Source organism: Mycobacterium genavense ATCC 51234 (assembly GCF_000526915.1).
Taxonomy (GTDB): Bacteria; Actinomycetota; Actinomycetes; order Mycobacteriales; family Mycobacteriaceae; genus Mycobacterium; species Mycobacterium genavense.
The window spans coordinates 55,620-81,171 of the sequence record NZ_JAGZ01000003.1; the positions used below are offsets into that span (position 1 = coordinate 55,620).

The 25,552-nt window shown below is 68.5% G+C and carries 13 protein-coding genes and 3 pseudogenes; 5 read left to right on the forward strand and 11 right to left on the reverse strand.

What is annotated here, in order from left to right:
• The first annotated feature begins 93 nt into the window (after positions 1–93).
• Positions 94–339, forward strand: coding sequence for a hypothetical protein (locus tag T428_RS35680; protein ID WP_051465164.1), 246 nt, complete (start codon positions 94–96; stop codon positions 337–339).
• On the forward strand, positions 285–2,009 hold the full coding sequence (locus tag T428_RS26520) for a hypothetical protein (protein ID WP_051465165.1): 1,725 nt from the start codon (positions 285–287) through the stop codon (positions 2,007–2,009). The genes T428_RS35680 and T428_RS26520 overlap by 55 nt, the downstream gene beginning before the upstream one ends.
• Here the strand turns inward: T428_RS26520 and T428_RS35345 are convergent.
• From T428_RS35345 to T428_RS26535, 7 genes and pseudogenes are all read right to left on the reverse strand, one after another.
• A complete protein-coding gene (locus tag T428_RS35345; RefSeq protein WP_281173751.1) occupies positions 2,006–2,341 on the reverse strand; it encodes a YbaB/EbfC family nucleoid-associated protein in 336 nt (111 codons plus the stop codon). The two genes, T428_RS26520 and T428_RS35345, sit on opposite strands and share 4 nt — an antisense overlap.
• Before the next feature lie 46 nt (positions 2,342–2,387).
• Entirely contained in the window at positions 2,388–3,023 is a 636-nt protein-coding gene (locus tag T428_RS26530; RefSeq protein ID WP_025736065.1) for a hypothetical protein, read from the reverse strand.
• Positions 3,024–3,062: 39 nt separating this feature from the next.
• Positions 3,063–3,380 carry a type VII secretion target gene (locus T428_RS0108035; RefSeq protein WP_084298673.1) on the reverse strand — a complete coding sequence of 106 codons (318 nt, stop codon included), beginning with the start codon at positions 3,378–3,380 and terminating at the stop codon, positions 3,063–3,065.
• Positions 3,381–3,401: 21 nt separating this feature from the next.
• A complete protein-coding gene (locus T428_RS0108040; protein WP_025736067.1) occupies positions 3,402–4,562 on the reverse strand; it encodes a PPE domain-containing protein in 1,161 nt (386 codons plus the stop codon).
• A gap of 129 nt (positions 4,563–4,691) precedes the next feature.
• Entirely contained in the window at positions 4,692–5,531 is an 840-nt protein-coding gene (locus T428_RS0108045; RefSeq protein WP_025736068.1) for a transglutaminase family protein, read from the reverse strand.
• Positions 5,531–6,508 carry an alpha-E domain-containing protein gene (locus T428_RS0108050; protein WP_025736069.1) on the reverse strand — a complete coding sequence of 326 codons (978 nt, stop codon included), beginning with the start codon at positions 6,506–6,508 and terminating at the stop codon, positions 5,531–5,533. The genes T428_RS0108045 and T428_RS0108050 overlap by 1 nt, the downstream gene beginning before the upstream one ends.
• Positions 6,508–8,232: pseudogene (locus tag T428_RS26535) on the reverse strand (circularly permuted type 2 ATP-grasp protein). The gene T428_RS0108050 and the pseudogene T428_RS26535 overlap by 1 nt, the downstream one beginning before the upstream one ends.
• Positions 8,233–8,379: 147 nt before the next feature.
• On the opposite strand from T428_RS26535, the gene rpsT reads away from it, so the two are divergent.
• Positions 8,380–8,640 (forward strand): 30S ribosomal protein S20, encoded by a 261-nt coding sequence (gene rpsT, locus T428_RS0108060; protein ID WP_025736070.1) that lies wholly within the window; start codon positions 8,380–8,382, stop codon positions 8,638–8,640.
• An 8-nt stretch (positions 8,641–8,648) separates the two neighbouring features.
• On the opposite strand, the gene holA is transcribed toward rpsT, so the two are convergent.
• The 3 genes and pseudogenes from holA to T428_RS26540 form a co-directional block, all read right to left on the reverse strand.
• Positions 8,649–9,608 (reverse strand): DNA polymerase III subunit delta, encoded by a 960-nt coding sequence (gene holA / locus T428_RS0108065; RefSeq protein ID WP_084298690.1) that lies wholly within the window; start codon positions 9,606–9,608, stop codon positions 8,649–8,651.
• A 14-nt stretch (positions 9,609–9,622) separates the two neighbouring features.
• Complete coding sequence (locus tag T428_RS0108070) at positions 9,623–11,038, reverse strand: ComEC/Rec2 family competence protein (protein WP_025736072.1); 1,416 nt, start codon at positions 11,036–11,038, stop codon at positions 9,623–9,625.
• Positions 11,039–11,081: 43 nt separating this feature from the next.
• Positions 11,082–11,817, reverse strand: a pseudogene (locus tag T428_RS26540) (ComEA family DNA-binding protein).
• A gap of 191 nt (positions 11,818–12,008) precedes the next feature.
• Here T428_RS26540 and T428_RS0108080 point away from each other — a divergent pair.
• Together T428_RS0108080 and T428_RS26545 are read left to right on the forward strand one after the other, a co-directional pair.
• On the forward strand, positions 12,009–13,169 hold the full coding sequence (locus tag T428_RS0108080) for an acyl-CoA dehydrogenase family protein (RefSeq protein ID WP_025736073.1): 1,161 nt from the start codon (positions 12,009–12,011) through the stop codon (positions 13,167–13,169).
• Positions 13,170–13,176: 7 nt separating this feature from the next.
• A pseudogene (locus T428_RS26545) lies at positions 13,177–14,282 on the forward strand (acyl-CoA dehydrogenase family protein).
• 111 nt (positions 14,283–14,393) lie between these two features.
• Here the strand turns inward: T428_RS26545 and T428_RS0108095 are convergent.
• Positions 14,394–25,313 (reverse strand): type I polyketide synthase, encoded by a 10,920-nt coding sequence (locus tag T428_RS0108095; protein WP_025736074.1) that lies wholly within the window; start codon positions 25,311–25,313, stop codon positions 14,394–14,396.
• Positions 25,314–25,552: the final 239 nt, after the last annotated feature.

A 25,552-nucleotide genomic window follows, 5' to 3' on the forward strand; every position in this document is an offset into this window, starting at 1 on the left:
GGCGGAATTACCTTGCCCGCATCTCGATTAAGCTTGTTGACCGAGCACGCCAAGCCCGCGACCGATGTGCGGCGTTGGGAGAGGACTTAGGTTATGGGCATGGTCAGGCCCACCGGCGGGTTTGCCGCTGGCATGCTCGACGGCGGTGGCTGGCCGGACGTTGCCGAAGACGCCTTCTACGACCGAGCCCAGCAGTATGTGCAGGTCTTGCGTCAAACCACCGACGTGTTGGACACCCTGCGGCAGCAGCGCAGCGAGATCTTCGTCAGCGGCCTCTGTCGGGTATGGCCGCCGGCGCCGCCAACGGCGCACTCGACTCGAGCATCGACGAATTGGTGAACTTGCAAACGGATTTGACCATCGCGATCACCTGGCTGCGACAAATCGCCGGATCCATCGAGCAGGCGAAGTCGGACATCGGCGACAACGTGGATGCCGCGCACCGGCAGATCGCTCTGATTGAGCGAGATGCCGAATTGAAGCCCGCCGAGCGAACCGCCGCAATCGATTCCCTAGTCAGCGCGACGCATGCCGCCAATGTCAGCGTGGTCGACGGCACCGCGGAACAGATTCTTCAGAGCAAGGACTGGAAACCGCCGGAGCGCGCGTTGCAGGATCTGCTCGACCAGAAGGCACCGCCGGACTCGGCACCGCCGGACCGCCTGCTGGGTAACCGTGACCCGCGCTGGGGTGGGCGTTTCTGGGCACCGGACGGCGCGTCACAGCCGTCGACGTCGACCGTCCCGCCCGTCGCCGCGGCCCCGCCGCCATCGACGGTCATGACGCCGATGCCCGTCGCCCCGGCAGCCACCACCGGCGCGACCGCCCCCGTCGTCGCGCCGAGTGCGCCAAAACCGTTGAGCCCGGCGGAGTCCGCGCAACCCCTCGGCTCCGGGGTTCGCAACACCGGCATGCCCGCCGCGCCGGCGGCACCCGCCGCGCCAGGGGCGGGGCCACGGGACACGGGTCCGGCGGTCGCGCCGGCCTCGGCGACAAGCATGCCCGCCGCACCCGCGCAAGCAGCGCGCGGCGCTTCGAGTGCGGCCCCCGGTTCGGGTGCCCCGGTCGGACAGAACGCAACCGGTGCCTCTGCGGGGATGCGACCGGCCGCCGCGACCCGGCAGCACGCGCGTGACGACGTCGCCGCCCGCCCGAAGGCGGCCCAACCCACCGAATCCGATGCGGCCAGCGGGGTTTCGGTTTCGGCGGCGCTGGTCGAACGCGACGCGGCGACGGATGCGACGCGCCGTGGCGAGGCCGATCCCCTGGTGCTTGCGCGGCGCATCGCCGCGGCGCTCAACGCGCCCGACAGCGCCGGCGCGACGCATTTGAAGTTCTTCTGGGTGACCGCGGTGACCGTCGAGGGCGTCATCGTGGTGGCCAACAACTATGGACTGGCCTACATCCCCGACGGGGTGCACTTGCCCGCCCAGGTGCGCATGGCCAGTGCCGACAGCGCGATTCCGGTCGCCGAGCGGGCGCGCTGGGCCACCTATCCGGTGATCGCCGTGCAGGGTTGGGCGGAGCACCGAAACACCAAGCTGCGAGCGGTGATTGCTACGGACCAGCAGTTCGCCGATTCCGACCCCGGCGTGGCCAAGGTCGTCCTGAAGCCGGAAGACATCCCGCAAAGCGGTGCGATGACGGGCAGGTCCCGGCTCGAAGTGGTTCATCCGCAGGCAGCAGCGCGCCTGGCGGGCACGCCCGAATCGGGGTTGCTCGCCCTGTTGCCGACGCCGCCGTCCGGCCCGCCCGCCGACCGGCGCTCGCGGCTGTGGCTGGAGGCGATGCGGCCCTTGGCAAGTCGTGCGACCGGCCGATCCGCGGCACACCTGCGGGCCTTTCGCGGCTACGCCGCGCACGCGCACGCGCACGAAGTGATCCTCGGCCAGGCGCGCGCGGCGACCGACTCGGCTGCCCAGCGCGCCGCCGTCGCCGACTGGCTCTACTGGAAGCACCTCACCGAGTTACTCGACACCGCGGCCACACCCTCGCCCGGCAAAGCCTAATTGTCGCCACTGCCGGCTGAAATCGCGCTCGTCGCCGCGGTGAGCGAGTCGGCCAACCGCCCCAGCGACTCGATCAACCGGGTCTGTTGGGCCTCGATGACCCGCGCCGCCGCCGCTTGCGCGTTTTGTATCGCTTCGTTGATGCGTAGCGCCACCGTCTCGATGCCCAGTCGTAGCAGGCCGTCGTCGATGTGCGGTCCGGTAAGCCATTGGTGCCCGTCGACCGTCACTTGGACGGTGCCCGATTCGTCTGAGCCCTTGAAGGATTCGGCTTTGAGATTGTCGGCCTGCGCGTCCCCCATCGACTGGATCTGCTCGGCCGTGCGCAGCACCTAAGCCACGACCGGGTGCATCTCGGTGTTCATCTGGCGGTCCTTATTAGTCGTTGCTGCCGTAGCGGGTGGCGAAAACGTCTGCCTGCACGCGAATAGCTTGGTCCGGCGACCGCAGCTGCGTCATTCCGGTCTGCAGTGCGTCGGTGATGAACTCTTCATCTTCTCGATCCGAGATCCCCAGGTGCCGGAACGCGTCGAGCACAAAGGAGTGCTGAATCGACAGCGCCCGTTGCCGAGCCAGGTCCCCGATGGCGAATATCTCTGCGGCGAGGCTGGATTCGGTCATCTTCGCCGCATCGGGTGACAGCTCGACCAACGAGATTCTGCCGTCCATGGTCGCCGTCACCGACACGGTCTCGGGGGGATTCGTCACCTTCGCCGTCGGCATCGCGCCGTCGTCGTCTCCGGCGTCGGCGGCCCCGACGTCACCGTCGTTCTCGACGAGCGCGTCGATCAATTCGCCTCCGGCGTCCGCGGCCGGCGCCGACTCGACCAACGAATCGATGAGCGACGGTTCGGCGTTGTCGTGGCCGGTCTCGTCTCCGAAGTCCAGGAACGAGCCGCTTTCCCGGCCGAACCCGTCATCGAAGCCGTAGTGCGCATCGCTTTCGGGCTCCGGGTTGTCGCCGAAATCCCAAGCGGCAGAATTCCCGTCGTCGCCGTGCTGCGTGGTTTCCACTGTAGCGTCTGCCCTTCCGAACGTCTGGGGTTGTCGAACTCAGCCCGGCAGAATCTGTTGGTCGCGGTTGTCGCTCGTCTGGGTGTCGGTGCTGATGTAGGCGGTCGCGCTGGCCCGTAATTTTCCGGCCAGGTCGGTGCACACACCGGCCATGTTGGTGCACGGCGCTTCGCGTTCGCTCTCCGTGTTGAACATGACCCCCCAGAAGACCGCGTAGATCAATCCGTGATCCCAGACCAGTTTGTAGGCCAGCCCGTTGGTTGTTGCCGTCGCATTGTCGATTTCGGCCGCGGCTTCTTCCTTCTCGACGGCCAATTGCTCTAAGTACACGGTCGCTACTTCAATTTGGTTTGCCATGGCCTTCTTTCCTCGACGTTCTCAGCGGACGCGTTCGCTCGCCTGTGCGGTGCCGTCGACCGCGGTGTAGACCGGCGCGCGCTCGGAAGTCTGGCCGCCCGTGGCCGCGCCGTCGGGATCGCTTGGGAGGACGTCCTCCTCGGCGGCAGCAGCCTTCGGGGCGGGGCCCGTCTTCGCCGGTGCACTCGTCTTCGACGGGCTCGGCGAACCCGACACCGCGCTCGGCATTCGGCCGACGGCGGGCATGGCGTAGGCCGGTGAGCCGCCGGTTTGCGGCGCCGCGCCTTCCGACGACGGCGCGCCCGGCCAGTCACCGGGGGCGCTTTCACCTTCCCGGGTGGTCGGGGCGCCCGCGGACGACGCGGCCCGCTGATGGTAGTCGGCCAGCACCGCCTCCGACCTTTCCTGCATGTCCACATACCACGTCAGCACCTCGTGTTGTCGGTTGATGTCTCCCCTCCTCCCGTACTCGTCGTACCAGAAGTCGGCGATGTAGAGCTCGTAGGAGGTGGGGTGGACCGTGACGGCCCACTTGTGGGCGTCCACCACGCCCCTGGCTTGGCTGGCGATCTGGTAACACGAGCTGTTGCCCAGCTGGATCAGATACTTCTTCTGTTGGTCGAAATTGGCTTCGACCGCCGCCGACGACTCGCCCTCCCAATACTCGAAGGGGCGGAACCGTTGCATGACGGCGTCCGTTTGCAACGCCAGCACATAGCTGTTCCAGTCGCCCTCGAACCTGGTGTACGCCGGGCCCTGGTCGGGCGCCTCGATATCGTCGATCGCCTGCCGGAGGTCGTAATAGCCGTCATAGCCGGGTGTTTGGGGCGGCGACGCGAATTCTTCGTCGCCGCCGCTTTTCTGCGCGACAGGTGTGCTCGCGGACTCGGGCGTGGCCGACGACCCCTCGGTGAGCGCGTCGGCGGCGGCCTGATCGGCTTCCTCGTAGGCCAGCGCCGCGTTGCGCAGCGACTGCGCCAGCAGCAGATATTCGGCCTCGGCTCGTTTGATGCTCTCGCGAACCGCGCTGGCGTTGTAGTTCAGCTGCGTGCCGGAATCCACGACGAAGGAAATGTCGCACGACAGCTGCGGATTCTGCTGCGGCGGAGTGGGCAGCGGCACCTCGAGCTCGGCGGCCCTGGCCATCAGCTCGTCGTACTCGACCTTCAACATCTCAGCCATGGACGACTCTCCTTCTTCGTCGAAGTCATCACCGCGAGATCGAACGAGCGCTGGCCCGCGCGAGCGAGGCTCATCGTAATCCAGCAAAGCCCTCGTCGCAGCGCAGTCGTGCGGCCGCGGCCGGGGCGACTAGGCCAGTCGAGTGACCTCGACGACCACGTCGAGATCGGTTGCGCCCTGCCCCGAGAAGATGCTTTCGAGCGAGGCCACATCGGTGTAGTCACGGCCGACGCCCACACCGACGTACTGCTCGGTGATCTCGGTGTTGTTGGTGGGGTCGTAGTTCCACCACCCACCGGTCCAGGCCTGAACCCACGCGTGGCTTCGGCCGTCCACCGTTTCCCCGACGACCGCGTTCCGCTTGGGATGCAGATAGCCCGACACGTAGCGAGACGGAATTCCCATCTCGCGCAACAGCATCAGCGTCAAATGGACGAAGTCCTGGCAAACGCCCCGGCCCGCCTTGAGGGCGTCGATACCGGGCGAGTGCACCCCGGTGGTGCCCGGAAGGTAGTCCAGCTCGCCGTTGACCCAGTCGGCCGCGGCGATCACCGCTTCCTGCGGCTCATAGCTGTTGACGATCTTCTTGCCGACGGAACCGAGCCGCTTGCTGGTCGGCGTGTACTCGGTGGGCTGGAGCAGTTCGTCGAATCGGTCGATCACGCCCGCCGACCGCAGGTCCTTCCAGCTGACGTCCTTCGCGGCGGGCTCGGGCTGTTCGGTCTCGACCACCGACGACGACGTCACCGTCAGATCGGTGTGCGGCGCATGCAGATCGAACGCCGTGACGGCGGTGCCCCAATAGTCGATGTACCGGTAGGACCGGGTGGCCGGAATGGTCTCCACCCGGTTGAGGATCACGTTTTGCCGGGTGTCCGAACTCGGCGTCAACCGGGCCTCGTTGTAGGACGCGGTCACCGCCGACTGGTAGGCGAACCCGGTGGTGTGCACCACCCGCAGCCGCCACATCAGGTGTCCCCGTTCCGGGCGACCATTGCGGCACAATGACCCGCATCCGACCATGCCACCCATGGCGTGACATGAAAGTACTGCAGCGACAACGCATCTCCAACATCGCGGTAGGTCGTCTGGAGGCCGGCCAGGCGAGTCTCGAGCGTGTCGAGTAACACTCCCGGCGGCAGGAACTCCAGGTCGCTGCGGGCCTGCCCCAGCAGCCGCTGCGCTTCAGGGGTGGCCCCCACCCGGCTCGTCGGGTTGCGCACCAAGTCTTCGATGCTCTCTTCGGCGAGCTTCAGCGAATAGAACACCGACCGCGGGAACAACCGGTCCAGCATCATGAACTCGACCACCCGACCGGCGTCCAACGCGCCGCGATAGGTGCGCAGATAGGTGTCGTGGGCGCCCGCCGAGCGCAGCAGCGTCACCCACGCCGGGCAGGAGGCGCTATCCCCCACCCGAGACAGCAAGAGCCGCACCGTCATATCGACGCGCTCGATCGCGCGGCCCAACAACATGAATCGGTAGCCGTCGTCACGCGAGAGCATCGAGTCGGCCAGGCCGGCGAACATCGCGGCCCTGCCCTCGATGAAGGACAGAAACTCATGTGGCCCAAGGTGTTTGGCGGCGTGCTCGCGTTCGGGCAGCGCATGGTAGGTGGTGTTGAGGCATTCCCAGATCTCGATGGACGTCACTTCTCGCGCCGACTTCGCATTTTCGCGCGCCGCCGTGATCGCGTCGGCAATCGAGCTGCCGCCGTTGTTTTCGGTGCTGTAGGCCACCATGTCGGTCAACGACCAGACATCCAGGTTGTGGTCCGGGGCCTCGATGCCGAGCACCCGCAGCAGCAGCCGCGACGCCTGGTCGGGGTCGACGCTGGAATCCTCCAGCAATTGGTGCAGCGCGCCGTCCAGAATGCGCGCGGTGTCATCGGCCCGCTCCACGTAGCGGCCGATCCAGTAGAGCGCCTCGGCATTTCGCGCCAACATCAGCGAACCGTCCTCTGCTGTTGTTGCTGCTGCTGTTGCTGTTTTTGCTCCTGCTTTCTGCGGGGCTTGTCTTCCGGAGGATGCTCGGCCTGCAGCGACTGCTGGGGTGGCTCCGCCGAGTCGTCGGGCTCGGGGTCCGTCATGGATTTCGGCAACGAACGCACCACCTCGGCGGCGCCCAGCTCGCGATCGGCGGCCGACGCCCGCGGCGCCAGCACCCAGGTGTCCTTGGAGCCCCCGCCCTGACTCGAGTTGACCACCCGTGACCCCTCGACCAACGCCACCCGGCTCAGCCCGCCCGGCAACACCCACACCTCGTCGCCGTCGTTGACCGCGAACGGCCGCAGGTCGACGTAGCGCGGCGCCAGCACGTTGTCGATCCGCGTCGGCACGGTCGACAGCTCCATCATCGGCTGCGCAATCCAGCTGCGCGGATCCTCGCGGATCTTCTTCCGGACGGCCGCCAGTTCTTCTCGGATGCCTCCGGACCGAACACGATGCCGTACCCGCCGGATCCCTCGACCGGTTTGATGACGAGTTCGTCGACCCGGTCGAGGACCTCCTCGCGCTCGTCATCCAGCCAGCACCGGTAGGTGTCCACGTTGGCCAGCAGCGGCTTCTCGCCGAGGTAGTACTCGATCATCGTCGGCACGTAGGTGTAGACGAGCTTGTCGTCGCCCACAGCGTTGCCGATCGCGCTGGAGATCACGACATTGCCGGCGCGGGCGGCGTTGACCAAACCGGCCACCCCCAGCACCGAGTCGCCGCGGAACTGCAGCGGATCGAGGAAGATGTCGTCGATGCGCCGATAGATGACGTCGACCTGGCGCTCCCCCTCGGTGGTGCGCATGTACACCTGGTTGTCCCGGCAGAACAGGTCACGGCCCTCGACCAGTTCGACGCCCATCTGTCGAGCGAGCAGGGAGTGCTCGAAGTACGCCGAGTTGTAGACGCCGGGGGTCAGCACCACCACGGTCGGGTCGGCCTCGTTGGTGGCCGCGGAATTGCGCAGCGCCCACAGCAGGTGCGAGGCGTAGTCGTCGACGGCCCGCACCCGGTGGGTGGCGAACAGGTTGGGGAAGACCCGGGCCATGGTGCGCCGGTTCTCCATCACATACGACACGCCTGAGGGCGAGCGCAGGTTGTCTTCGAGCACCCGCCAGGTGCCCTTCTCGTCGCGGATCAGGTCGATGCCGGCGACGTGGATGCGCACGCCATTGGGCGGGACGATGCCGAAGGCCTGGCGGTGAAAGTGCTCGCAGGAGGTGACCAGGCGACGCGGGATCACGCCGTCGTTCAGGATCTCCTGGTCGCCGTAGATGTCGTCGAGATACATCTCCAGGGCTTTGACCCGTTGGACGATGCCGCGCTCGAGCCGGTTCCATTCGGCTGCCGAGATCACGCGCGGCACCAGGTCCAGCGGAAATGGCCGCTCCTGACCCGATAGCGAGAACGTGATGCCCTGGTCGATGAACGCCCGGTGCCAGCGCGTCGGCACGAGCTCGCAGGTCCGAGGCGTCCGAGGGCGCCAGCTCGGCGTAGATGCCCTTGTACGGGCCCCGGACGTTGCCCTGCGCGTCGAACATCTCGTCGAAGGCCATCTCGTAGGCGTCCGACGAGTTGTATCCGCGGAAGATGCGCTCGGAGCGCGCCAACGGTCGTGCCGCACCCCGCGACCCCCGACTGGCTTTCTCAACCTGGCTCGGAAGACTCACTTTTAGGATGCTGCCGCAAATCGACGTTATGGCAGGCCACGAGTTCCCGTTTTGGGAGAAAACGTAACCGACTGCTAGCCTGAGCAGTCGCAATCGGGTGTGGGGCGCCCCCCGAAACGAACACCGCAACACCACATCGACGAAGGACAGTTCCGCATGGCCAACATCAAGTCGCAGCAGAAGCGCATCAAGACCAACGAGCGCGCCCGACTGCGCAACAAGTCGGTGAAGTCCTCGCTGCGCACCGCCGTGCGCGCGTTCCGTGAGGCCGCCGAGGCCGGCGACAAGGACAAGGCCGCGGAGTTGCTGGTGTCGACCAACCGCAAGCTGGACAAGGCGGCCACCAAGGGCGTCATCCACAAGAACCAGGCCGCGAACAAGAAGTCGGCGCTGGCGCGGTCCCTCAACAAGATCTGATCCCTGGGCTATCGGCCCCGGTCGGCCACCAATTCGGCCACTTTCCGGACCGCGGACTCCAGCGCGTAGTCAGCTTCCGCGGCGGTTCCCTTGACGTCGGCGTTGAGCTCCGCCACCACTTTCATCGCGGCCGCCACGCTGTCGCGCGACCAGCGCCGGGCCTGTTTCTGCGCTTTCTGCACCCGCCAGGGCGGCATGCCCAGCTGCCCGGCCAGCCGGTACGGGTCACCGGAGAGCGGGCCCACCCGGCCGATGGTGTGGATGGCCTCGGCCAGCGCGTCGGCCAGCACCACCAACGGCTCGCCGCGCATCATCGCCCACCGCAACGCCTCGGCCGCGCCGGCGACGTCGCCGGCCACGGCCTTGTCCGCGATGTCGAAGCCCTTCACCTCGGCCTTGCCGCTGTGATAGCGGCGCACCGCGGCCTCGTCGACCTCGCCGCCGGTGTCGGCGACCAGCTGTGAGCAGGCCGAGGCCAGCTCGCGCACGTCGGAGCCGACGGCGTCCAGCAGGGCGGTCACGATGTCCTCGTCGACCTTGACTCGCAACGCGCGAAACTCTCTGCGGATGAAGTCGACGCGTTCGCTCAACTTGGTGATCCGGGCGCAGGGATGCACCTGGGCGCCCAGCGCCTTCAACTGGTCGGCCAGCGACTTGGCCCGCCCGCCGCCGGAGTGCACCACCACCAGCGTGGTGGCCGGCGGCAGGTCGGCGGCCACCGTGGCGATCATCGCGACCGCGTCCTTGCCGGCTTCGGCCGCGGCCTCCAGCACGACGATGCGTTCGTCGGCGAACAGCGACGGGCTCAGCAGCTCGGCGAGCTCGAACGTGCTGACATCGCCGGCCCGCATCCGGTTGACCGGGATGTCGGGGTTCTCAGAGGTGCCGGCGCGATCGCGCGCCGCCCGCAGCACGTCGGCCACGGCCCGTTCGACCAGCAGATCCTCGTCCCCCAGGACCAAGTGCAACGCTGACGCCTCGCTCACCCCACGATGGTGTCACGCAGGGCCGACCAATCTGCGCGGGGATCCAGCAGCTCCGACGCCGTCCAGGCCAGCGCGCACAGCACCACGACCAGCCCCGCCGCCCGGGTCGAGGCGCGAAACCAGGGCCGCCGCCACAGCACCGCGGCCAGCACCAGCAGCAGCGCGGTCGAAAAGCCGACCAGCAGCACGCCGGCCAGGCCGTCGGGTACCGGCACGGTCGCCGCGAGCGCATGCGCCGCCACGTGCGCCACCTTGGCCACCCACCACACCTCCGGGCCGGTGAAACGCATCAGCAGCTGTGCACCGGGCGGCCACAGCACGCACAGCACGGCCGCAGCGCTGCCCAGCACGGTGACGGGTGCGATGACCGGCGCCGCGGCCAGGTTGGCGGCCACGGCCACCAGGCTGAACCGGCCCGAGATGCCGGCGACCAATGGCGCGGTCACCACCTGCGCGGCCAACGCAACCGCGAGGCCATCTGCCAGCGGCTTGGGGCAGCCTTTGGCGGCCAGCCGACGCGACCAGCCCGGCGCGACGACGATCAGCGCGCCCGTCGCCAGCACCGACAGCGCGAAGCCGGCATCGACGGCCAGCTGGGGACCGACCGCGAGCAGTAGCAGCACCGTGGCCGACAGCGCGGGGATCGCTTGGCGCCGGCGGGCGGTCAGCATCCCCGCCATCGCGATGGCGCCCATCACCGCCGCCCGCAGCGCGCTCGCGGTCGGCTCGACGACGATCACGAACGCCAGCAGGGCCACCCCGGCCAGCAGCACGGCCGCCCGCGGGCCGATCAGCCGCCCGGCGAACAGCGCCGCCACGCACACGATCGTGACGTTGGCCCCCGATACCACCGTCAGGTGGGTCAGGCCGGCCGCACGGAATTCGCCGACGGTCTCGGCGGTGAGGGCCGAGGTGTCGCCGAGGACCAGGGCGCCCAGCAGCGCCGCCGGCGCGGCGGTCAGGTCGTGGCGACCGGGGCGGTTGATCCGCGCGGAGAACCGCAGCGGCTGGCCCACCCGCACGTCGAAATCCGATGCCCCCGCGAAATCGGTTACCCGGCCGGATATCTCGTCATCGCGCAGCCGTTGCAGAGTGGCACGAAACGTCAGCCGGCCCGAGCCCAGCGAGAGCGGGCTCTCGCTGGGCGTTACCGTCACCGGGGCGATCGTCCCGAATGCCGCGGTGATCGGATGGCGAGCCACCGCGTCGGCGCGCAACGCGATCGCCACCAGCCCGGCCGCGACGGCCCGGCCCCGCGGGTGGCGTCCGGACCGGCGCGCCGTGCACCACGCCACGGGGCCGGCCGCGGCGACCAACGCCAGGGAACACGATGCCAACGCCCGCCCGACCGGCCACACGATGCCGCAGGCGGTGACGATCCAGCCGGTCAGCGCGGCCGGTACCAGCCGCACATTGAGGCGGGCGAGTTCCAGGCCCGGCGCCGGCGCCGCCAGGTCAGACACGAACCAGGGTCCGCAGCTTGTCCAGCCGCGAGGGGCCGATGCCGTCGACGTCGGCGAGCTGGTCGACGCTGGTGAACTTGCCGTTGGCCTGCCGCCAGTTCACGATCGCGGCGGCGGTGACCGGCCCGACCCCGGGCAGGTCGTCCAGCTGCTCGACGGTCGCGGTATTGAGGTCGAGCACCTCGCCGGTCTTCGGCCGGGCCGAACCCTTCACCGACCCCGTCGGTGCCGGCGTCTTGGCCGCCGGCGTCGCGCCGGTCGTCACCGAGCTGCCCAGCGCAGCGGGCTGCCCCGACACGGGCGCCAGCCCGACCACGATCTGCTCGCCGGCGCCGAGCGGGCGAGCCATGTTGAGTTCGATGGTGTCGGCGCCGTCCATCACACCCCCGGCGGCCTGCACCGCATCGGCGATCCGGGCGCCGGATGTCAACGTGACCAGGCCCGGCTTGTGCACCAGACCGACCACGCTGACCACCACCGGCCGGTCCGGGTCGGGACTCGCCGAGGATCTCGGGCTTGCCGTGGACGCCTTCTCGACCGGCGGCAGTTTCGCCGACATGACCGGTGCGGGTGGTCGCGGGTCAGCGTGAAAATCGTGATCAGCACGGCCAGCGCGGCAGCAGCGAGTTCTGATCCTCGTCGAGCTCCGGCTCCGCGGCGGGCGAATCGATATCCGGGTCGGCGCCGAGGCGCCGATGCAGCCGCTCGGCGGGAAGTTCTGTTCGCATGCGGCCGACGGTAGGTGCGCCGACCACCACAGCGGCCTCGACCGGGGGCGTCTGAACCGCTCGCTGTGGATTAACCGGAGGCTGTGCACCAGCACAGCGCGGGATGGGTCAAGATGGAACTCGGAGCGCACGACCGGACAGCCGTCACAAACCGTGGTCGACACGCTCAAACCCCAGGCAAAGGAGTCTGCATACAACTGGCGCTGACGCCGGAGGAAGCCGCGTTCCGCGACGAACTTCGCCACATGTTCACGACCAAGATCCCGCAAGACGCGCGCGACCGGGTACGCCAGGGCTCGGCGGAAGTGGTGCACGACGACGTCGTCACCAGCCACAAGATCCTGCACGAGCACGGCCTGGCCGTCCCGAGCTGGCCGGTCGAGTGGGGCGGCAAGGACTGGACCCCCACCCAGCACCAGATCTGGGCCGACGAACTGCAGCTGGCATGTGTCCCCGAGCCGCTGAACTTCAACACCAAGATGGTGGGCCCGGTGATCGCCGAGTTCGGTTCTCAGGAGCTCAAGGAGCGCTTCCTGCCGCCGACGGCCAGCCTCGACATCTGGTGGTGCCAGGGCTTTTCCGAGCCCGAGGCCGGTTCCGACCTGGCCTCGCTGCGCACCACCGCCGTCCGCGACGGCGACAGCTACGTCGTCAACGGCCAGAAAACCTGGACCACCTTGGGCCAGTACGCCGACTGGATCTTCTGCCTGGTCCGCACCGACCCGCAGGCGCCCAAGCGCCAGGCGGGTATCTCGTTTCTGCTGTTCGACATGAAGACGCCGGGTATCACCGTGCGGCCCATCAAGACGATCGACGGCGGCCACGAGGTCAACGAGCTGTTCTTCGAAGACGTCCGGGTGCCCACCAATCAGCTTGTCGGAGAAGAGAACAAGGGCTGGACCTACGCGAAGTTCCTGCTGGGCAACGAGCGCACCGGCATCGCCGGCGTGGGTCGCACCAAGGTGCGGCTGGCCGAGGTGAAGAAATTCGCGGCGCAAGCCGGCGTGCTCGACGACCCACTGTTCGCGGCCCGGCTGGCCGAAGCCGAAAACGATTTGCTGGCACTGGAACTCACGCAGGCGCGGGTGGTGACCGATTCCGCGGACGGGCAGCCCAACCCGGCGTCGTCGGTGCTCAAGTTGCGCGGCAGCCAGTTGCAACAGATCGCCACCGAGCTTCTTGTTGAGGTCGCCGGCGCGGACGCGTTGGCCGCCGACGGGGACGACCTCGCGTCTCCGGCCTGGGCGCAACACAGCGCGCCGCGCTACCTCAACTACCGCAAGACGTCGATCTACGGCGGCAGCAGCGAGGTGCAGCGCAACATCATCGCGTCCAGCATTCTGGGATTGTGAGGCAGCCATGGACTTTCAGTTGACTGACGAGCGGGCCTGCTGCGCGACACGACCCGCGATCTGTTGTCCCGCAGCTACGACCCGGAGAGCCGCATCAAGGTCATCGGCTCTGATCTGGGCTGGAGCCGGGAGGTCTGGAGTCAGCTTGCCGATACCGGGATCCTCGGCCTGGGCTTCGACCCGGACGAGGCGGGACAGATCGAGATCATGGTCGTGCTCACCGAGGCCGGGCGCCGGTTGGCCCCCGAGCCGATCCTGCATGCCGCGTTGGCGCCCGGTGCGCTGATCGCCGAGCTCGGCACCGACGCCCAGAAAGGGCAACTCGACGACGTCGCGGCGGGACAACGACTGCTGGCCTTCGCCTACCTGGAGCCGGGTCAGCGCAGGCCGACCACCACGGTCACGACTCAGGCTGCGCGACAAGGTGATTCGTGGACGTTGACCGGCCGCAAGAACCCGGTGCTGGCCGGCGACTGCGCCGACGCGTTGGTGGTCAGCGCCACGCTGCCGGACGGCGGCACCGGGCTGTTTCTGGTCGACGCGAAGGTGGTCACCCGTCATCCGTTCCGGATCTTCGACGGTCAACGTGGCGCGCAGGTCGACCTCGACGGCGCGGCCGCCGAACCGTTGGGCGACGCGGTCGACGTGTCGGATGCCATCAGCGGTGCCATCGTTCGCATCCAGTCGGGGCTCTGCGCCGAAGCGGTCGGCGCGATGGAGGAAGCGCTGCGGCTGACCACCGATTACCTCAAGACCCGCAAGCAGTTCGGGGTCACGCTCAACAAGTTCCAGGCGCTGACCCAGCGGGCCGCCGACATGTATGTGTCGCTGGAAATGGCGCGCAGCATGAGCCTGTACGCCGCGATGTCGATCGCCGACGGGAACCTCGACCCGCTGATCGCGTCGCGGGCCGACGTGCAGATCGGCCGGTCGGGCCGCCACATCGCGCAGGAGTCGATCCAGATGCACGGCGGAATCGGGGTGACCGCCGAATATCCGGTGAGCCACTACGCGGCCCGGCTTACCGCAATCGAGCACACGCTGGGCACCTCGGTCGATCACGTGCACAACCTGATCGACCACCTCGCCGACTACGACCTGGCCCGGCTCTAAGCAGCCGTTACGGCCGAACGTCGAGTTGTCGGGCCGGAACTCGAGCTTTTCGCCCGACAACTCGACGTTCGCGCGTCAGCTCGCCTCCTGCGACGGCGAGTCCGACGGCGCCTACGACGGCGCGTCCGACGGCGGTTCCGCGTCGGGCAGCTGAGCCACCAGATACTCGGCCAGTCCCCCGATGGTCGGGTAGTCGAATACCGCGGTGGCGTTGATCGTGAACTTGCCACCGAACTGGCTGTGCAACCGGTTACGCAGTTCGATCGCCATCAGCGAATCGGTGCCCAGGTCCAGGAACCGGCTGGTCGCCGCCGGCGGCTGGGCAAGACGCAGGAAGTTCTGCACCTCGCGTTGCAGGAACTCGGTGACGAAACCGGCTCGCTGCGGCACCGGGATCTCCATCAGCTGCTTGAGCAACTCGCTGTCACCGGTCACTTCCCCTGCGGCACTGGGCAACACGAGGTCGAGGATGGGCGGACGCGAACTGCCCAGCACCTTCGCGGCGCGCTGCCAGTTCGCCTTGAGGACGGTGGCCTGGCCCGTTCCGTTGGCGACGACCTCGCCCATCGCACTCAGCGCGGCCGACGGCTCCAGCGGCATCAGGCCCTGCGCACTGATATTGGCGATCGCTGCCTCCGACGAGGCCATGCCGCCTTGGGCCCAGGGACCGAAGTTGATCCCGGTGGCGGGCAGGCCCTGCGCCCTGCGGTGGGCGACCAGGCCGTCGAGTAACGCGTTGGCGGTCGCGTAGTTGGACTGCCCCGGCGAACCGAACAGACTAGACACCGAGGACGAAACGATGAAGAAGTCCAGCTCGTCGTCCTTGGTCAGCCGGTCCAAGTGGCAGGCGCCAAACGCCTTGGGCGCCATCGTTGTTCGGAATCGGTCCAGGCTCTGCCGGGACAGCAGCGCATCGTCGAGCACACCGGCCAGATGAGCCACACCCGCCAATGGCGGCAGCTCGGCGCGGATGCGCTCCAGCAGCTGCTCGACCTCGGACTCGTCGCTGACGTCGGCCGGGAAAACGTGAACGCGGCACTTGTGGCGCTCGGTGATCTCCTCGATCAACCGCAGCGCGTCCCCCTCGGGCGCGCGCCGGCTGGTCAACACGATGTCACCGGCACCGAGCTGAGCCAGATACGACGCCGTGTGCAGGCCGATCGCGCCGAGCCCGCCGGTGATCAGATAGCTCCGATCGGCCTTCGGCTGCAACGGATTCGGGATCTGCACCACGATCTTCCCGATGTGGCGCGCCTGCTGCATGCGCCGAAACGCGGCTCTGGCCTCGGTGACCGGGTAGATCTCGGCGGGCAGTGGCGCCCACTCGCCCTTGCCCAGCCCTTCGGACACCTCGGTCAACAAGCCGCGAATACGCTCGGGCTCCTGGACGGTCACCGTGTCCAGCGCCACGATCTCGTAGGCGATGTCCGGGCGCACCTCGGCCATCTGCTCGGGTGTCCAGATGTCGCGCTTGGCGATCTCGGCGAACCGGCCGTTTTGGGCGGTGGCCCGCACCGTCGCCTCGAGAAAGCCCTCGTTCGTCAGGCTGTTGAGCACCACGTCGACGCCGGCGCCATCCGTGTCGGCGAGAATCTGGTCAGCGAAATCCGTTGTGCGCGAGTCATACACGTATTTCACACCCAGCTTGCGCAGCGTCGCGCGTTTGTAGGTGCTCGCGGTGGCGAAGACGACCGCACCCTGCTGCTGAGCCATCTGGATGGCGGCCAAGCCGACGCCACCGCTGGCGGCGTGGATAAGCACCCGATCACCGGGCTGCAGCTGCGCCCAGTCGAACGCGAGCCGGACCGTCAGTGCCGCAGCGGGAATTGTCGCCGCCTCGACCGCGCTCACGCCGTCGGGAATCGGCGCCAGCAACTGGTGCGGGACGTTGAACCGGCTGGCGAACGCACCCTGCATGAAGCCGTAGACGCGCTGGCCCACCTCGAGCCCGGCGACCCCGGCGCCCAATTGGGTTACGGTTCCGGCGAAGTCGCCCCCGATCGGGCCCGGGTCGCCCGGGTAGAGGCCCAGTACATTGAGCACATCCCGGAAGTTGAGGCCGGCGGCCTCCACCCGGACCTGGACATAACTCTCGTCCGGCGCGGGCACCTCCGCCTCGGTCAGCCGCAGGTTGTCGATCGCACCGCGTTCGGTGGGCACCAGCACGTAGTCGGACGAGCGCGGCACCGTCAGGTGACCGCCGCGCGCCCACGGTAACAGCCGGGAGGCCAGCAACTTCCCTTGTCGTAGCGCCAGTTCGGGTTCGTCTACCGGTGTGGCCAGCAGGTCGGCCAACGCCTGCACGGCCTCGTCGGATCCGTCGCAGTCGACCAGCTTGCAGCGCAGCGCCAGTTCCTCGTTGATCGCGGTGCGCCCGAATCCCCACAGCGCCGCCTGGACCGGATCGACCGGCTCACCGGACTCGGTGGCCACGGCCCGCTCGGTGACGATCCACAGTCCGCCAGGCAGTTTCACTCCGCCACCGTGGGGGCCGCGTTGCACCGCGTGCACGGCGCTGAGCAGGTTGGCGAGCTCGGTCTCGACCCGCGCGGCGATGTCGTCGCCCGACTCCGCCCCGTTCGGCGCGGCGCTGCGCCAGACCACGCCCGAGAACGGCAGCCCACGCTCGTGAGCTTGTGCCAGCAGCCGCCCCAACGGCTCGGGATCGGTTCGGTCGAACGCGATGCAGCTTGGCACCGCGGCGGCCAGTTCGTCGAACCCGGCGATCAGCCAGGTGCCGTGCGCGCCCGCGGCGTCGTCGCGCGGCGCCAGCGGCACCTCGTGCCAGCCGAGGGTGTAGAGCAGCCGGGTCGCGTCGCCGCCCAAACCGCGCAGCAAGGCCTCGCGGGGTGCGCGTTTGACCGTGAACTCGCGAATCCCGCCCAGGTGGAGGCCATCTCGGTCGATGTACTCGAGGTCGAACACCTGGGTTTCGCTGTCCAGGGCGCTGGTGTGCCACTTCGCACGGCAGTAGAACCGGCGCGGCATCTTCTCCCGCAGCGCCACCTGCCCGTAGCGCAGCGGCAGGTACAGATCGTTTACGCCCTGTTCGGCCGCCAGCACGGCCGGGAACGCGGGGAACGCGACGCCGGTGCACAAATCCATCAGCACCGGGTGCATCGGCTCGGTACCGAGTTGTTCGGCGAGTTCTTCACCGACGACGATGTCGCCGATCGCCTCACCCTCGCCGAGCCACAGCGACTTCAGCGAGCCGGACCAACTCGGCCCCCAGGCCAGCTCCAAGTCGGAGAACGTCTCGAACAGCTCCTGCGGCCGCATCCGGCTCAGCCGCTCGATCGCCTCGTCCACCGGATCGATCTCGGACACCGGCTCATCGTCGACTCCGGCGACCACGGTGCCTTCGGCGTTCAACGACCATTCGGCGACGCGCTCACCGTACGGCCGGCTGTGCACCTGGAACTTCCACCCGGCGCCGTCCTCCAGCGGGTGCAACGTCAGCTGCAACTCACGAGAACTCTTGTCGAGCAGGATGATCGGCTCGTAGAAGAAGACATCCTGGGCCCGCGCCGGAGTCCCGACCGCGGCCAACGCCATGGCCGCATACGTCGCCCCCGGGACGACGACGGTGCCGTAGATGACGTGGTCGGAAAGCCACGGCTGGGATTTGACGGACAGCCTGCTGGTGTAGACGGAGTCACCCGAGGCGAGTTCGTTTGCGCTACCCACAATTCCGGACACCACGGGCCCGTGGAAACCGGAGTTCGCGATCCCGGACGTCTTGGGCCAAAAGCGGCGGCGCTGGAATGGATAGGTGGGCAACTCGAGTCGTCGACCGGCCCGACGATGTAGCGCAGCGAAATCGGGGCGATGCCCGCTGACGTAGGCCGCAGCCAGCGCGTCGGCGATCTGGCGCCGGTCGCCGACGCCCTTGCGCAGCGAGACGATCGCGCGGGGGGCGGCCAGATGCTCCGGCCAGACCTGCACCGCGGCCGCGGTCAACACCGGTTGCGGCCCGATCTCCATGATCACCGAGCAGCCGAGCGCCGCCACGGTGCGCACGCTTTCGGCGAACTGCACCGGCTGGCGAGAATGCCGCCGCCAGTACTGCGCGTCGAGCGGGGTCCGGGCGGTGAGCACGGCGCCGGTGCGATTGCAGACCAACGGCAGCGTCGGCGCGGCGAACTCCAGTTGTGCTGCGTACGATTCGAGTTCGTCGAGAATCGGATCCAGCAGCTCGGAGTGGAAGGCGTGGCTGGTTTCCAGCCAGGTGCAGCGGATGCCCTCGTCGCTGAACGTGGCGACGATCTTCTCGAGGTCCTCACCCGGCCCCGACAGGACGGTGTTGGGTCCGTTGTAGGCGCCGACCGACACCCGCGGGAATTCGCTGGCGATCTGCTCGACGTGCTTGGCGTCGGTGAACACCGCCACCATGCGCCCGCCTTCGGGCAGGCTGCCGAACATCCGGCCGCGCTCGGCCATCAGCCGTGCGCCGTCCTCGACGCTGAAAACTCCGGCCACACAAGCCGCCGCGTACTGGCCGACGCTATGTCCCAGCACCACATCGGGAGCGATGCCCCACGACTGCCACAGCCGGGCCAGCCCCATCTCGATGGCGAACAGCGCGGGCTGGGCGAACGACGTGTGCCGCACCGCTTCCCCGGCTTCACGATCGGTGGCGAAGAGCACCTCCAGCAACGGACGCGGCAGCATGCCCTCGAGCGCCTCCGCACACCGTGTCACGGTCTCGCCGAAAACCGGTTCGGTGTCGAACAATTCACGCGCCATCCCGGGATACTGGCTGCCCTGGCCGGTGAACAACCATGCCGTCGTCGGGTAGTGGGTGTGCTCGCCACGGACGACGCCGGGCCGCAGCCGGTTCTGGGCCAGCTCGGCCAGGCCCTGGCGGGCGGCCTCGACCGAATCCACCACCAGCGCGGCGCGATGCTCGAAGTGCGAACGACCCGTGCCGGCGGTCAGGCAGACGTCGGCCAGGTCGACATCCGGATGGGCGCTCAGCCAGGTCTCGTAGCGTTGCGCCAACGCCACCAGTGCTTCCGGGGACCGGGCGGACAACGCCAGCACGTTGATTTCGCCGCCCTCTGTCGAGTCGGCCGGATCGGACTGCCCCGCTCGAGCGGGCGCCTCCTCGATCAGCACGTGTGCGTTCGTGCCGGTGAATCCGAACGAACTCACCCCGGCGCGCCGCGGCCGGCCGTTGGTCTGCCACGGGGTCGACTCACCCACCACCCGCACCGGCAACGAGTCCCACGGGATGTGCGGCGACGGCGTGTCGAAATGCAGGCTCCGCGGCAGCAATTCGTGCTGCAGCGACAACACGACCTTGATCAGACCCGCCGCGCCCGAGGCCGCCTCGGTGTGCCCGATATTGGTCTTCACCGATCCCATCAGCAGCGGCCGCTCGCGGGCACCGCCGTAGGCGGCCGCGGCCGCCTGCACCTCGATCGGATCACCGAGCGGGGTACCGGTCCCGTGCGCCTCCAGGTAGTCGACGTCGGAGCCGGCTAGGCCGGCGCGGGCCAGCGCCGCCCCGATAAGCCGTTGCTGGGCACCACCATTGGGAACGGTCAGGCCGCTGGAGGCGCCATCCTGGTTGACCGAGCTGCCCGGAATGACGGCAAGGACCCGATCGCCGTCGCGCTGCGCGTCGCCGAACCGCTTGAGCACCAGGATTCCGCAGCCTTCACTGCGCACATAGCCGTCGGCGGAGGCATCGAAGGTCTTGCACCGCCCGACCGGGGAGAGCATCCTGGCGCGCGACGCCGCGATGACCGTCGCCGGACTCAGCAAGACGTTCACGCCACCGGCCAACGCGAGGTCGCAGTCACCTGAGTGCAATGCCTGACAGGCCTGATGCACGGCCACCAGGGCCGAACTGCATGCGGTGTCGACCGCGACAGCCGGTCCTTCGAATCCGAGCGCGAAGGCAACCCGGCCCGAAATGGCGTTGAGCGCGTTGCCGGTGATGAAGTACGGCTCGATCTTGTCGATCGGCTCCGCGTACAGCAGGTGCGCGTACTCGTTGGCGGCCACCCCGGCGAAGATGCCGGTCCGGCTGCCACGCAGGGCGGCCGGCGAGTAGCCCGCCCTTTCCAAGCCCTCCCAAACGGTTTCGAGCATCAGTCGCTGTTGCGGTTCGATCCAAACCGCTTCGCGCGGAGAGATTCCGAAGAATTCCGGATCGAACCCGTCGATGTCGTCCAGGAATCCGCCGAAGCGGGTGTAGGTCTTGCCCGGCGTCTCCGGATCCGGGTCGTAGATCTCGTCGATGTCGAAGCGCTCTTCCGGCACTTCGCGGATGGCGTCGACGCCGCCAGACAGCAACTCCCAGAACGCTTCCGGGTCGGCTGCGCCGGGGAAGCGGCAGGACACCGCGACGACCGCGATCGGTTCGTCGGTCCGGGTCGTCACCGCCGCCGGCTGCGGCGCCGCCGTCTGCTCGCTGAGCTCGAGCACGTCGCCGAGCAGGTAGTCGGCCACGTCGGACAGCCGGGGGTGATCCATCACCATGGTGACGGGTATCTCCTTGCCGACACCGTGCTCGATGCGCCGCCGCATCTCCACGGCCATCAGCGAGTCCATGCCGAGGTCGAAGAACCCGGCATCCTCGCGGATCTCGGCGGCGTCGACTCGCGTCACCTCGGCCACCGCGTCACGCAGGTAGTCGGTCAACAGCTTCTTCCGTTGCTGCACTGGGGCGTTGGTGAGTCGCTCGACGAGCTGGGTCTTGCCCGACGGCGTCACGGCCGGCACCGCCTCGGGCACCTCGCGTGCCAATTCGGTCAGGAAGGCCCGGCGGCCGGTCTGCTCGTAGAGCGGCAGGAAGCGGGCCCATTCCACCCGTGCTACCACCCCGTGCGCCGACGACGACGTTACGACGTCGGCCAGTCCCGCCAGCGCATCGGCGGGTGACAACGTCCGGATCCCGCGCTGATCCAATTTCGCGCGGGACTCCGCGTCGGCCATTCCCGCCGCCCAGGGACCGAAGTTCACGCTGGCGCCGCAAACGCCGCGCTCACGCAGGCGCCAGGACAGCCCGTCCAGGAACGCGTTGGCCGCGCCGTAGGCGGTCTGGCCGTACCCGCCCCAGACCGAGGCGATCGAGGAGGTGCTGACGAAGAAGTCCAGCGCCAGGTCGGCCGCGGCTTCACTCAGATGCCAAGCGCCCCACACCTTCCCGGCGAAGACGCGGTCCAGCTCGGCTTGATCGAGATTGCCGAGCGGGGTGGTGCCGATCTCACCGGCGGCGTGGACGATCCCGGCCAACGGCGGCAGTTCGGCCGACACCCGAGCCAGCAGCCGGGCGACGTCGTGCGCGTCGGCGACGTCGGCCGCGAAAACCCGGACATCACAGCCATGTTGGTGGGCCAGCGCATCGATCCGCTGTTGCACGGCTTCGCTAGGGGCACGGCGGCTGGTCAGCACCAGATTCCCGGCGCCGTGGGCGGCCAGGTACCCGGCGATCTCCAGGCCGATCGACCCCAACCCGCCGGTCACCAGATACGTTGCGTCGGTGCGTAGTTGCCACGGTGTCACGCTCGGCCGCTCCGGCCGTCGCACCAATCGGGGGACGTAGACGGATTGATCGCGCAGCGCCAGCTGGTCTTCGCGCGAGGCCGAGGCGTGCGACGCCGAGATCCGGTCGACGAGGCGCGCCCATTCGTCGGTGGTGCCCTCCGCCAGATCGGCCAGCCCGCCCCACAGCTGGGGATGCTCCAGCGACGCGGCGCGTCCAAATCCCCACAGGCAGCTCTGGTCCGGCGCCACGGTGTCCGTGTCGGTGACTCGCTGTGCGCCACGAGTCACCAGCAAGATCGGGGCGCGCAGGTCGGCGGCGACGGCGGCGCGGAACAGCCGCCGGGTGCCGTCCAGGATTCGATGTTGCATCCGCAACAGCGACCGCATCGACGGCGGGCGCTCGGCGTCCACCGCCGCGACGTGCACGACACGCAGCGCCGAATCCGCCGCGGCGCGCAACGCTGCTGCGAGTTGCTCCTCGTCGGCGTCGGACGCCGGCAACCCGAGGACCCGATAAGGCTGCCCGGTCGCGGCGAGCGCCTCGGTCAACGGCGCGAGCGCCGGCGAATCCTCGCCAATGACCAGCCAACTGGCTTGCCCACCGACTTTCGCAGTGGTGGGAACCTTCTCCCACCGGATCTCGTAGCGATCGTCGGCGATGGACTGGGTGGTGCGTTCCTGGTTGTGTTGTGCGGCAAGCTTGGTCAGCACGCTCAGCGTCTGCTGATCGCCGCTGCCACCGTCGAGCAGGGCCGCGAGTTCCTCGATGCGACCGTCCTCGAGCAGGCGGACGGCCTCGGTGCGCGGTCGGCCAAGCTGCTGTGGTTGGTCGGCGCGGTCCCGATCATCGGAGAACCAGTACTGGCGGCGCTCGAACGGATAGGTGGGCAGGTCGACTTTGCCCGCATGCGCCCGGCCCAAGGTGGTGAATGCGGGCAGCTGGCCCAAGACATACGCCTCGGCGACGGCTTCGGTGATCTGCCGGTGGTCGGCGGTGTTTCGGCGCAGCGACGCGATCGCCCGCGGCGCGGTGGCCGGGTCCGGCCACGCACCCAGGGCCGCGGCGGTGAGCACCGGTCGCGGACCGATCTCGAGCAACACCTTGCAATTGAGTTCGGCGAGGGTGTGCACACTCTTGGCGAATTGCACCGGCTGGCGCGCGTGACGGCGCCAATAGGCGCCGTCGAGCCGCACACTGCGGCCGAGCGCGGCGCCGGTGCGGTTGTCGATCAGAATCCGTTGTGGCGCACCGAATTTGAACCGGTCGGCAAATGCTTCGAATTCGTCCAGGATCGGGTCCAGCAGCGCCGAGTGGAACGCGTGGCTGGTGTCCAGCCAGTCACACCGCACACCGTCGGCGACCAGCGGTGCCACCGCCTGCTCCAGATCCGCTGCGGGTCCGGACAATACGGTGTTGGCACCGTTGTAGGCGGCCACCAATAGGCTGGGAAATTCATTGGTCAGGTTCTCGACCCGCTCCGCGGCGGTGTGCACCGCGACCATCCGACCACCAGTGGGCAAGCTGCCGAAGAGACGCCCGCGCTCGGCCATCAGCAGTGCGCCGTCCTCGATGCTGACCACGCCCGCGACGCAGGCGGCCGCGTACTGGCCGACGCTGTGGCCCAGCACGACGTCCGGCTCGAAGCCCCACGATTGCCAAAGCCGGGCCACGCCCATCTCCAGCGCGAACAAGGCGGGCTGCGCGTAGGAGGTCTGCCGCAGCGTCGCTTCGCCGTCCGGGCCGTCCACGTCGAAAACCACATTCAGCAGTGGCTTTTCCAGAACGTCGGCGACCGCGGCGGCGCAACGGTTCAGCGTCTCGGCGAACACCGGCTCGGTGTCGAACAACTCCCGGGCCATTCCGGGGTATTGGCTGCCTTGGCCGGTGAACAGCCACGCCGTCTTCGGTGTGTCGTGGGATTTCCCGCGGAACAGGCCGGGTGCCGGGCGGTCGTCGGCGAGCGCGCCGAGCAATTCCATCGCGGACTCTCGCGAATTGACCACCAACGCGGCGCGGTGCTCCATATGCGCTCGAGCGCTCCCGGCGGTGAAGCACATGTCCGCCAGCGTGGCCTCGGGGTGCGCGCTCAACCAGCTGCGGTAGTCGTCGGCGAGGCGCGCCAACGCGGCCGGCGTCCGCGCGGAGACGGGAAGGATGCTGAACCGCCGGTCACCGAGCGACTCGACCGGTGCCGTGCGATGCGATGCCGCTGGCTCGGGCGCGTCGGAGAGAATGACGTGGGCGTTCGTCCCGGCGAACCCGAAGGAGCTGATTCCCGCGATGCGCGGGCGGCCGTTGCGTTCCCAGGCGGTGGCCTCCTTGACCACTTGCACCGCGAGCCGGTTCCAGGGGATGTGCGGCGACGGGTTCTCGAAGTTCAGGTGTCGGGGCAGCAACTCATTCTCGAGAGCCAGTATGACTTTGATCACACCCGCGATACCCGCGGCGGCTTCCAGGTGCCCGATGTTGGTCTTCACCGAGCCCATCAGCAGCGGTTCGCCCGGCTCGCGCCCGGCGCCGAGCACCTCACCCGCGGCCTGCGCCTCGATCGGGTCGCCCAGCGACGTCCCGGTGCCGTGCGCTTCCAGGTAGCCGACGTCGCGGGGTTGTAGGCCGGCGCGCTTGAGCGCCTCGGCGATGACCCGTTGCTGGGCAACGCCGTTCGGCACGGTCAACCCGCCCGATGCGCCGTCCTGGTTGATCGCACTGCCGCGGATCACCGCCCGAATCCGGTCACCGTCGCGCATCGCGTCGTCGAGGCGTTTGATCACGATGACGCCGCATCCCTCGCCGCGCACATAACCGTCGGCGGCCGCATCGAATGTCTTGCACCGGCCGTCCGGCGCCAGCATGTGCGCGCTGGAGAAGGTGATCATGGTCGCCGGCGTGAGCAGCACGTTCGCGCCCCCGGCCAGCGCCAAGTCGCATTCGCCCAAGCGCAGCGCCTGGCACGCCTGATGGATCGCGACCAGCGACGAGCTGCACGCGGTGTCGACGGCGACCGCGGGACCTTGCAGCCCCAGCCGGTAGCTGATCCGACCCGCCGCCGCGGCGTTCGACGTCCCGATGGCCATGTAGGCCTCGATCTCGGGATAAGTCAGCGCATCGGATGCCATGCCCAGGTAGTCGTGGGTCGCCAACCCGACGAAGACGCCGGTGTTGCTGTTGGCCAGCGACGTTGGCGCGATGCCCGAATGCTCCACCGCACGCCATGCCGTCTCGAGCAGCAGCCGGTGCTGCGGGTCCATCAACCGGACCTCGCGCGTCGACATCCCGAAAAACGGTGCGTCGAAGCCCGTCACGTCGTCGACGAAACCCGCCCGACGGGTGACGACCTTGCCGGGTGCACCGGGCTCCGGGTCGAAGAATTCGTCGACATCCCAGCGGTCCTGCGGCACCTCGGATATCGCATCCCGGCCCTGCCGCAACACATCCCAGAACTCATTCGCGTCGGCAGCACCCGGAAAACGCGCGGCGTAGCCAACGATCGCGAAAGCCGCTGCCGGGTCGCCCTGATCTTCAACGGAAGCCATGCGGTTGCCCTCCCTGCCCTTGGCCAGTCAAGATCCGCTCCGCGGGTGGCTCGGTCGGCTTCTCGAAGCACCTTTCCGAAAGCCAGCACTGCCCCCATTGCAGCGCCCCCGCCGCGCGACGAAGCCAGTGCGGTTGCCGCTCTGCGCTTCTTGCCCCGCCGTTCGATCGTCGCGACGGCCCGTCGGATCTCTGAGTGAGTGTAGGCCGTGGCCCAACGCATGTTCGCGAAGGCGATCGC

Excerpts from the sequence above, each read along its gene's own strand:
- T428_RS35680 (WP_051465164.1), top strand. The coding sequence starts at position 94 with ATGGGCATGGTCAGGCCCACCGGCGGGTTTGCCGCTGGCATGCTCGAC.
- T428_RS26520 (WP_051465165.1), top strand. The coding sequence starts at position 285 with ATGGCCGCCGGCGCCGCCAACGGCGCACTCGACTCGAGCATCGACGAA.
- T428_RS0108035 (WP_084298673.1), bottom strand. The coding sequence starts at position 3,380 with ATGGCAAACCAAATTGAAGTAGCGACCGTGTACTTAGAGCAATTGGCC.
- T428_RS0108040 (WP_025736067.1), bottom strand. The coding sequence starts at position 4,562 with ATGGCTGAGATGTTGAAGGTCGAGTACGACGAGCTGATGGCCAGGGCC.
- T428_RS0108045 (WP_025736068.1), bottom strand. The coding sequence starts at position 5,531 with ATGTGGCGGCTGCGGGTGGTGCACACCACCGGGTTCGCCTACCAGTCG.
- T428_RS0108050 (WP_025736069.1), bottom strand. The coding sequence starts at position 6,508 with ATGTTGGCGCGAAATGCCGAGGCGCTCTACTGGATCGGCCGCTACGTG.
- rpsT (WP_025736070.1), top strand. The coding sequence starts at position 8,380 with ATGGCCAACATCAAGTCGCAGCAGAAGCGCATCAAGACCAACGAGCGC.
- T428_RS0108095 (WP_025736074.1), bottom strand. The coding sequence starts at position 25,313 with ATGGCTTCCGTTGAAGATCAGGGCGACCCGGCAGCGGCTTTCGCGATC.